This is a genomic window from Marinagarivorans sp. (assembly GCF_982758155.1).
On record NZ_CEXWTU010000010.1, the window covers coordinates 37,785 to 46,692 of the forward strand.

Below are 8,908 nucleotides of genomic sequence, written 5' to 3' on the forward strand. Positions count from 1 at the left end.
GTTACGCCTCCTTACTTTCAGGTTGCGTATTCTGTAAAGGCAGATAACCCAGCAACTCTTGCTTAGAGATACCTAACTGCTCTATGCGCTGCACTAGCTTAGGTAACTCAACGGTTAAAAACTGTGTTTTTTCAGCTTTCAATATTTTATCTTGTGCCCCAGTAATAACAAACATACCCAACCCTCTTCTTTTTTCGACTAAACCTTCATCAACCAATGCTTGATAAGCCTTTGATACGGTTAAATGATTAATTTGATAGTCAGCTGACACTGTGCGCACGGAGGGTATTGCATCACCCTCAACAAACGCCCCTTCTAAAATTAAGCCCACCATACGGTCGCGCAACTGGCGATAAATGGGCTGATCATCATTCCACTGATCCTGCATAAGCACACCTCAATACTAATGATAAATAAACTGTAGCCATAACTGTAATCTCGCACTAAAGAGGAGGAACATCGCCTTTACGTACAACATCACTCACACCAGATATTTTCGAATAAACTTTCGGGTCTCCGTAATAGTGGACGGTACCGGCGCCATTTAAATGCAAATCTAATTTTTCTTTCACCCATAACTTAACGTCGCTTGCACCCGCGTTATGTATATCGACCACACTACTTTCTAAGGCATAGGCGTTATAATTTGATGCACCATTAAACTTAAGGGTTTGCGTTTTAACATTACCGGCAACTGTAATATCAGACGCGCCATTACCATGAATTTCTAATTCATTCGCATTTAAACTGGCAACTTTAAAATCACAGCCGCCATTTAATTTCAATTGCAGCTTATTGTTAACCGTAAGCTCTGAAAAATTAATGGTACTACCACCATTAACATTTAATTCAAAATTTTCAGCCTTAACCGCTGAAAGAACATTAACCTCCATTCCGCCCGACACCTCCAGCCACTGCAATTGCGTTAATGTCACTTCATAAGCGATTTTGGAGCTTTCAGAAAACCACCCCCACCGATTTTTCTTACGTATGCGTAAAATAGGACCTTTAGCATTGACGGTGACTTTATCAAGCTGCGAAATTGGGGCTGTCATTTTCAGTTGTGGCTCGGCGCCTATACGTAACACCAGTGTCCCATCCCCCTCAACCTGTAACTGAGTAACGTCACTGATTGCTACCGTGCGCTCAACAATATCTTCGGCTAATGCTGTTTGCGTACAAAGCACCATCACCCACGCTAACAATACTCCGATAACCACTGGCATAAATTTCATAACCTTATCCTTTCAATGTGTTTAAGTTGTATTTGAGTCACCGAAGCTGGCGTTGCCGTCAACCAGTGTTATATACAACTATATCACCATAACTCAAAAGCGCAACTTCACCCCCAAAAAAATATGGCACCTGCTTCAACAAATAATATATATGTATTTTAAATCAATGAGTTACAACAAAAAAAATAATAGACCCCAGGCTAAAAAAGTCGGCAGAGTACTACCAGTAGGGTGTTATGGGAGGTATTAAGAGGCCAGAGGGAAGCGCTAAAACGGCTGATATTGAATGGCCGTAATCCACCATTCAGCCAAACCTGTTGGCGTTTGGACACGAATTTCATCATCAACAGACTTACCAATTAGCGCTTTTGCCATTGGCGAGTCCACAGAGATGCAAATGGAGTGTGCATCAATCTCATCACTCCCGACTATACGGTAATGCACCAACTCATCATCTTCATTTTCGAGCGCAGCATACGCGCCAAAATAGACCTTGCCTTCTTGGCGGGGGGAGTAGTCCACAACGGTGATCACATCTAAGCGCTTCGCCAAATAGCGCACGCGGCGATCTATTTCGCGTAAGCGCCGCTTGCCATAAATGTAGTCGGCATTTTCACTGCGATCCCCGAGGGCGGCCGCATCATGTACCTGTTGAGTTACCTGAGGACGCTCTACTTTCCAGAGCTGCTTTAGCTCGGCATTTAGCGCCTCATAGCCTACGCGCGTAATATAAGCAGAGCGGCTCATTGCGCGCGATTAAATAAACGCAAAAAATTAGCGGTGGTAATTTCAGCCAAAGCATCGTAACTAATGCCTTTTAAATCGGCGACATATTCGGCCACTTCACGCACATAAGCGGGCATATTAGGCTTGCCGCGATAAGGGATGGGGGCCAAGTACGGCGAGTCCGTTTCTACTAGTAGATAATCTAACGGGGTTTTGCGTACAACATCGCGCAGGCTTTCGGCATTTTTAAAGGTAACGATACCTGAAATTGAAATGTAAAAATTGAAGTCCATCGCTCGTTTAGCCATATCCCAATCTTCGGTAAAACAGTGCATAACGCCCGAAGCTTCTCGACAGCCGTGCTCTTCAATTAGCGAGAGAGTATCCTCTTTTGCGTTGCGAGTATGCACAATGACAGGTAACTTCTGCGCTTTACCGGCGATTAAATGGTTAGCAAAACTTTGCTTCTGCTGCTCAACAAAGTCGGTACTGTGAAAATAATCTAATCCAGATTCCCCTATCGCAACGACCTTGGGTGCCGTAGACCAATCGGTTAAGGTGGCATCGCTGACAACACTCTCACCAACATCACAAGGGTGAATCCCCACCGACGCAAAAACGTTATCGCGCTTAGCTGCAATATCCAGCACAGCTTTGCGGTTTTCATCGCTGATGCACACACACAAAAACCGACTAACGCCTCGCGCTTGCGCCTGGTCCAACGCAACCTCAACGCTGTTATCGCTTTTGGTCAGATCAAGCCTATCTAAGTGGCAGTGTGAATCGGTAAGCATGCAGGAACCTCTTGATAACTTAATTTAGGGAGTATAAAAACATAAAAAGGCCGCAAGCGGCCTTTCGAAACATCTTCCGCAACGATTGCTGCGCGGATTATGAGCTAGGTAATGACCTAAGCCCAGTATTAGTACTTACATTGTATGCGTAGGGCGATCCGATTCTAGCGTACCCGCAAGATACGTCTCTATTTTGCGGTTGGCGGTTTCATCATCACCATCAAACTGCACGCCAATACCTGCAGCACGATTGCCCTGGGCTCCTTTAGGCGTAATCCAAATCACCTTACCTGCGACAGGTAATTTCTCAGGCTCATCCATTAAGTTGAGCAGCATAAAGACTTCATCGCCCAGGCTATAAGATTTGTTGGTAGGGATAAACAAGCCGCCATGCTTAATAAACGGCATATAAGCGGCGTATAACACTGCTTTATCACGAATAGTTAACGACAATATGCCGTTACGAGCACCGCCAATACCTTGCATAATTTTGCCTCTTTTTTATTATTTTGCTTCACACTGGTAATCAGTACCACTGAAATAACGAGCGTTTTTTCTAGATCGCGCCCTTCAAGTAAAGCCAACCTCTATAAGCTGCTGCGAACAATAAGCGCTTAACGCGCCAGTGTCTAGGTTTGCCGCGCCAAGCGCTGCTGCTCGGCCTTAAAACCTAACAAAATTAGCATTAACTCTTCGCAGGCTAAGACTTTGTTGGGATTACTGCCCGCATTTAACTGCGCCAAACGACCCTGAACGGTATCCAGTAATGAGTATAGATGCACTGGCAGCAACTGGGCCAATATCCCAACAACTTCAAGATCATCCTTCATTCCAGCGCAATTCACTTTTATCGCGCGCTGCAACCACTGCAACACAACACCAAAAACAACCGGTACATCAAACGTCGCGAGTTTTTTGCTCGCATCCACTGGCGACAAGGCACCACTTAAGCCTTTGGCTAAAGCCTCGGCAATATCGTTATGAATCTCAAGCTGATTACCATCAAGCCATTCCAATGCTTTTACCGGTGCGCCGCCTGCCGCCCGAAGAATAACTTCAGGCTGGCTAACTTGGTTGCGCGATAACCACCCAAGCGCTTCATCCCAGCTGGGCGTGGGCAGTGCAATTTGTGACGTCCTGGAGCGAATGGTAGGCAATATACGTGCAGCCTGATACCCCACCAGCAGGAATACGGTATCACCGGAAGGTTCTTCTAAATTCTTCAAAATGGCATTGGCCGCTTCAACATTCATCACCTCTGCCGGAGCCACCAGTATCACCTTACGGCCACCCTGCTGTGCGGTGTTAGCAACAACACGCGAGAGTTCACGAACTTGAGCAATCTTAATAATATGACTGCCTTCTTCGGGCTCCAAAAAAGCAAAATCGGGGTGTGATCCGGCTGCGACTAAGTCGCACCCTCGGCAACGACCACACGACTGTGTTTCCGCCGGCGAACGACACAACAAAAACTGCGCCATAGCCATGGCCAGGCCACGGGTCCCCATGCCATCAATACTTTTCAGTAATAGCGCGTGCGGCAAGCGCTGGCTATTCACTTGCGTGACAAACTGCTGCCAATAATCATAGAACCAAGGGTATGGCGGTTGAGCAAAGGCAGCAGTGGTAGGCGAATTCATAAAGGCTTAACTCAATTGAAACAGTGCCGTATGGGCACCGCTGAAAATATTTACACTCTAACAAGGTCGGCAGCATACCAGCGGTGCCGCTTTCTTGCGATAATCCTAAAAACCGTAGTTGAGAGTCAAAAAGATGCGTATTCCCTTGGTGTGCATAGCATGCAGTGAAAATGCGTGGCCACCTTATTGGTGATGAGTCATTTTTACCGCACGTTAGGTGCGCTAAGGGGATGCGTATACTTTGACGCTTCGACTGCGGTTTTTAGGATAATGCACCGTAACGCCCACAGCTCAAGCAAACAACAACATCGCTTGATTCCCACTAGCTTTTAACGATCCCGCCCCACTTATGCCCGCTATAGATATTATTTTTGAGGACGAACACCTACTGATACTCAATAAACCACCCGGTTTACTGAGTGTGCCCGGTAAAACAGAGCCCGACTGCCTGCAAGCGCACGCACTGGCCTATAACGCCAATATTCGCGTGGTTCACCGGCTTGATATGGCCACGTCGGGCATTATGATTTTTGCTAAAAGCCATAATGCACAAAAAGAAATGGGGCAATTATTTGAAAAGCGTAACATTCACAAAACCTACCAAGCCATTATTCAGGGCCGACCAAAGCTCGATACCGGCAGCGTAGAGCTACCACTGATCTGCGACTGGCCTAATCGCCCCAAACAAAAAGTGTGCTTTGATTCCGGCAAGCCAGCAACGACGCAATATTCACTACTCACGCACTTTGAACAGGCCAATGTGTCACTGGTAAAGCTATCGCCAATTACTGGCCGCTCTCACCAATTACGTGTTCACTGTTTAGAACTGGGCCATCCGATATTAGGGGACAATCTGTACAACATCGATGATTCACACTTGCGTGCACCTAGGCTGTTGCTTCACGCGACAGAGATTGCATTCACCCACCCGATAACTGACGCAGCAATGCAAATCAATCACACCGCTAGCCTTGAAGGTCTAATTCAACAGATTACGTAAGGGGCGAGGAAGCAATACCGAATAAGCGCTAGCTACCGGTATATTTTAAGAGACCTTTTTCTTGAAATTCACGAAGCGATATACCAAAAGAGCCGTCGGGATGAACACGTCGAATTAAGTATTCTTTGCTCAAACCTTCGGTTTGAATTAAGGACAGGTTGTACATCTCGGGTTTATCTAAACGCTTATGCTCGGCATCCAAAATCACGGAAACGCAGGGTAAATGGCGATATTTTTGGCTGGCCTCTATAACAATACCAATTTTGCCAGAGACTAACTCAACAACGCTGCCGGGAGGGTACAAGCCCACAGTTTCTAAAAACGCCAACGCCAGCTGTTCATCAAACTGCTTGCCCCGCTCTTGATAGATCACTTTCAAGGCATCCGTTGACGTGCGGGCTTTCTGGTAACAGCGATCAGCTGTCATTGCATCATAGGCGTCAACAATGGCAATAATTTTAGAGAAGAGAGAGATCCCTTCTCCCGGCAATTTTCGGGGGTAACCAGTACCATCGACACGCTCATGGTGACTGTACGCCACATCAATAGCACCGGTGTAGATATTACCCGCACTGAGCAATAAATTGCGGCCGTGAATCGTATGCGCCATCATCATGCGCATTTCTTTGGGAGTCAGTCGATCGGGCTTATTCAGCACCTGAGGCGGCACTCGCATTTTACCAACATCGTGCAGCAAGCCACACAGACCTAGCTGCTGAAGCTCTTCTTCACTCAAACCGAGATGACGACCAAAGGCAACAGCCAAAATACAAACATTTAAGCAATGCTCGGCAGTATATTCACTTTCGTTACGTAGGCGTGTCATCCACATGAGAGCATCGGGATGGCGAATGACCGATTGTACGCACTCGTTAACCGTGGCTTTAGCGGAATCCGTATTAATGGCACCGCCAAGTTGAATATCATCTAACAGAGATTTAGTTAAGGAACGCGCTTGGCCAAAGAAACCTGTGCTGCGGCGATGCTCTTGATACACATCCGCTTGATGAGGGTATTTGTCATTGCCATTGGCAAATGCTGTCGGTGTATTAGTATCATCATTCGCTTTGGCTTTACGTGCTGTATCCACCCACACGTTCTCGCAGTACTGACACACAGTATTCACGTCATCGACAGACTCGATGTAAAAGCCTTGCATCAGGAACGGCGTATCGAGCCATTCGCGATCAAGCTTAGAAATATACATGCCGACCCTTAACTCGGAGACATGCACTTTAACAGTGGTATCAGACATTCAGCACCTTCGGCGAACGTTTTAATGCTTCAATGCATTTTGTATTTATTTCGATAACTTCCATGTATAACTCCACTTTAGTGGATCTGCAGGCCAACGCAAGCAATCAAGCACACGACACCAGACAAAAGTGAGACATTCACTCCACTCTTCACACAACAATTTGATTAAAAATCACCCCACCCGATGAATAGATTCTGCTAGCGAATGACAAACATACTCAAGATTATCGTAACTTAAGCCCGCGATACTTGCGCGCGAGCTCCCCAAAAGATAAATACTCTTTTTCTCGGCTAGCCAGGCTACCTGTGGTTGCGAGATTCCCAAATAAGAAAACATCCCGCGCTGATTCGCCACAAACTGAAACTCAGGTAAACCCAGTTCGGTCATTATAACGCCAAATTTGGAGCGTAGTTGCTGAATACGACCCCGCATAACATTAAGCTCATCTTGCCAACTATTCGTTAGTACCTTATCCGATAATAGTTGCGCCACAATGGCAGCGCCGTGGTCCGGTGGCATAGAGTAAATACCACGAACGATACTTAACATATGCGTCTTTGCGGCCTGTGCTGTAATGCTGCTAGGGCATAGCACCGCAACCATGCCTACGCGCTCACGGTATAAACCAAAGTTTTTTGAGCAAGATACCGCCAATATAAGCTCTGGCAACGCGCCGGCCATATAACGTAAGCCCGCGGCATCTTCATCAAGCCCCTCACCAAAGCCCTGATAAGCCATGTCGACAAAAGGAATAAAGCCCTGCTCCTGCGCTTTAGCGGTTAGCCAATGCCATTGCTCTAGCGTCAGGTCAACGCCTGTGGGGTTATGGCAGCTGGCGTGAAGCAACACAATATCACCACGCTTAACCTGCTTGATAGCGGCTTGCATTGCCGGCCAATCCAGCTTTGTTTGGCATTCGCTTAAATAGGCGTACTCGCAAAGTTGCAAACCGGTATTACCTAGCAAGGGAATATGATTTCCCCAAGTAGGGTTGCTCACCCATATGGTCGCGGAAGGCGATGCCGCCTTAATAAGCTCTGCAGCCACCTTAAGAGCGCCACAGCCGCCGGGCGTTTGAATTGCTGCAAGTCGTGAATCAAACGCGGATAAAGCCTCCCCGAATGCGAGCGCTTTCATATGCGTAATAAAGGTTTCGTTACCGGCTGGACCAATATACGTTTTACTCGTTTGCTGCTCTAACAGCTGCGCCTCTGCCGTTTTTACCGCCGTCATAACGGGTGTTTGTCCGGCATCATTCTTATAAACGCCCACACCTAAATCCACTTTACGTGGATTAGCATCCTCGCGATAGCGCTGCATCAAACCTAGAATCGGATCCGCAGGCAATGCCTGTAAAGAGTTAAACATGACCATCGCTCATCAAAAAGGTGATTAATTTCAACCATTTACACAGGGAGAAATCATTATGCGAGCGATTATCACCTGCCTTGGCAGGTAAATACAAGGTCATTAGATGAGGAGAAATAGTGCATAAAATAATGCACGCGCACGACTAACCTGTAACTGCTTGGGACGAGGCAATAACAGCGCATCCAATTAGACGAAGGAGCCTGCAAGGAGGCAGGTTATTAGACTTTGTTTCGTTTAGGGGTATACATTATCAGGATGATGCAACAGCAGTTACCGAGGCATGTAAGGGCCGAGGAAAAAATACTTTATCCAATAATACTTGCCTCCTACTCCCTCAACAGCGTTACTCAAAGCGTTACATGCCCCGGCATGCGCCCCTTTGAGCGCCTTGTTGAAGAAGCAGGCGCCCTCGTCTAATTGAACAAACTATTATTGCCTCGCCCCTAACGCCTTTAATCAATAAGATAGGAAGCAAAATAGAGCAGCTACAACAAACCAAACCGCTCTAGGGTACTACTTAACTTATCTGCATTGATGGGTTTATGGATAAACTCCAAGGCCCCTAAATTCATAACACGCTCTTTAGCTTGGGGCTGAATATCACCGGATATTACAATCACCACTGCGTTTAAGTCTTCAGCGCGAATAGTTTCTAATACTCCAAAACCATCCAGCTCCGGCATAGTGAGATCTAAAAAAACCATCTCACCTTTGCCTTCACGTATAGCCTGCACACCCTCCAAGCCGTTTTTAGCAAAGGTGATATCCACATCCCAGCCACTAGGCAACGATTTGGCGACCTGCTTTCTGGCCATATTAGAGTCATCACATATCAGTAGCGGGATTGCCATACGGGCTAACCTTTATCAATCAACACTTTGAGT

At 46.6% G+C, this 8,908-nt stretch carries 10 protein-coding genes; 1 reads left to right on the forward strand and 9 read right to left on the reverse strand.

Annotated features, from left to right (window positions below):
- Position 1: 1 nt before the first annotated feature.
- The 6 genes from AC3A8L_RS02530 to AC3A8L_RS02555 form a co-directional block, all read right to left on the reverse strand.
- On the reverse strand, positions 2 to 388 hold the full coding sequence (locus AC3A8L_RS02530; protein WP_487960650.1) for a GntR family transcriptional regulator: 387 nt from the start codon (positions 386 to 388) through the stop codon (positions 2 to 4).
- Positions 389 to 443: 55 nt separating this feature from the next.
- Positions 444 to 1,235 carry a head GIN domain-containing protein gene (locus AC3A8L_RS02535; protein WP_487960651.1) on the reverse strand — a complete coding sequence of 264 codons (792 nt, stop codon included), beginning with the start codon at positions 1,233 to 1,235 and terminating at the stop codon, positions 444 to 446.
- 267 nt (positions 1,236 to 1,502) lie between these two features.
- Positions 1,503 to 1,982 (reverse strand): transcription elongation factor GreB, encoded by a 480-nt coding sequence (gene greB, locus AC3A8L_RS02540; protein WP_487960652.1) that lies wholly within the window; start codon positions 1,980 to 1,982, stop codon positions 1,503 to 1,505.
- Positions 1,979 to 2,755, reverse strand: a complete 777-nt coding sequence (locus tag AC3A8L_RS02545; RefSeq protein WP_487960653.1) for a TatD family hydrolase — start codon at positions 2,753 to 2,755, stop codon at positions 1,979 to 1,981. The genes greB and AC3A8L_RS02545 overlap by 4 nt, the downstream gene beginning before the upstream one ends.
- 135 nt (positions 2,756 to 2,890) lie before the next feature.
- A complete protein-coding gene (locus AC3A8L_RS02550; protein ID WP_487960654.1) occupies positions 2,891 to 3,241 on the reverse strand; it encodes a PilZ domain-containing protein in 351 nt (116 codons plus the stop codon).
- 143 nt (positions 3,242 to 3,384) lie between these two features.
- Positions 3,385 to 4,395, reverse strand: coding sequence for a DNA polymerase III subunit delta' (locus AC3A8L_RS02555; RefSeq protein ID WP_487960655.1), 1,011 nt, complete (start codon positions 4,393 to 4,395; stop codon positions 3,385 to 3,387).
- Positions 4,396 to 4,744: 349 nt separating this feature from the next.
- Here AC3A8L_RS02555 and AC3A8L_RS02560 point away from each other — a divergent pair, with 349 nt between their 5' ends.
- On the forward strand, positions 4,745 to 5,395 hold the full coding sequence (locus AC3A8L_RS02560) for an RluA family pseudouridine synthase (RefSeq protein ID WP_487960656.1): 651 nt from the start codon (positions 4,745 to 4,747) through the stop codon (positions 5,393 to 5,395).
- Positions 5,396 to 5,423: 28 nt separating this feature from the next.
- Here the strand turns inward: AC3A8L_RS02560 and AC3A8L_RS02565 are convergent, their stop codons facing one another.
- From AC3A8L_RS02565 to AC3A8L_RS02575, 3 genes are all read right to left on the reverse strand, one after another.
- Positions 5,424 to 6,650, reverse strand: a complete 1,227-nt coding sequence (locus tag AC3A8L_RS02565) for a cyclic di-GMP phosphodiesterase (RefSeq protein ID WP_487960657.1) — start codon at positions 6,648 to 6,650, stop codon at positions 5,424 to 5,426.
- 174 nt (positions 6,651 to 6,824) lie between these two features.
- Positions 6,825 to 8,021 (reverse strand): amino acid aminotransferase, encoded by a 1,197-nt coding sequence (locus AC3A8L_RS02570; protein WP_487960658.1) that lies wholly within the window; start codon positions 8,019 to 8,021, stop codon positions 6,825 to 6,827.
- A 488-nt stretch (positions 8,022 to 8,509) separates the two neighbouring features.
- Complete coding sequence (locus AC3A8L_RS02575; RefSeq protein ID WP_487960659.1) at positions 8,510 to 8,875, reverse strand: response regulator; 366 nt, start codon at positions 8,873 to 8,875, stop codon at positions 8,510 to 8,512.
- Between the last annotated feature and the right edge of the window lie 33 nt (positions 8,876 to 8,908).

Bases quoted from the DNA above. Each gene is read 5' to 3' on its own strand.
- AC3A8L_RS02565 (WP_487960657.1), bottom strand. From the start codon at position 6,650: ATGTCTGATACCACTGTTAAAGTGCATGTCTCCGAGTTAAGGGTCGGC.
- AC3A8L_RS02560 (WP_487960656.1), top strand. From the start codon at position 4,745: ATGCCCGCTATAGATATTATTTTTGAGGACGAACACCTACTGATACTC.
- AC3A8L_RS02535 (WP_487960651.1), bottom strand. From the start codon at position 1,235: ATGAAATTTATGCCAGTGGTTATCGGAGTATTGTTAGCGTGGGTGATG.
- AC3A8L_RS02545 (WP_487960653.1), bottom strand. From the start codon at position 2,755: ATGCTTACCGATTCACACTGCCACTTAGATAGGCTTGATCTGACCAAA.
- AC3A8L_RS02570 (WP_487960658.1), bottom strand. From the start codon at position 8,021: ATGTTTAACTCTTTACAGGCATTGCCTGCGGATCCGATTCTAGGTTTG.
- AC3A8L_RS02555 (WP_487960655.1), bottom strand. From the start codon at position 4,395: ATGAATTCGCCTACCACTGCTGCCTTTGCTCAACCGCCATACCCTTGG.
- AC3A8L_RS02530 (WP_487960650.1), bottom strand. From the start codon at position 388: ATGCAGGATCAGTGGAATGATGATCAGCCCATTTATCGCCAGTTGCGC.
- AC3A8L_RS02550 (WP_487960654.1), bottom strand. From the start codon at position 3,241: ATGCAAGGTATTGGCGGTGCTCGTAACGGCATATTGTCGTTAACTATT.
- AC3A8L_RS02575 (WP_487960659.1), bottom strand. From the start codon at position 8,875: ATGGCAATCCCGCTACTGATATGTGATGACTCTAATATGGCCAGAAAG.
- greB (WP_487960652.1), bottom strand. From the start codon at position 1,982: ATGAGCCGCTCTGCTTATATTACGCGCGTAGGCTATGAGGCGCTAAAT.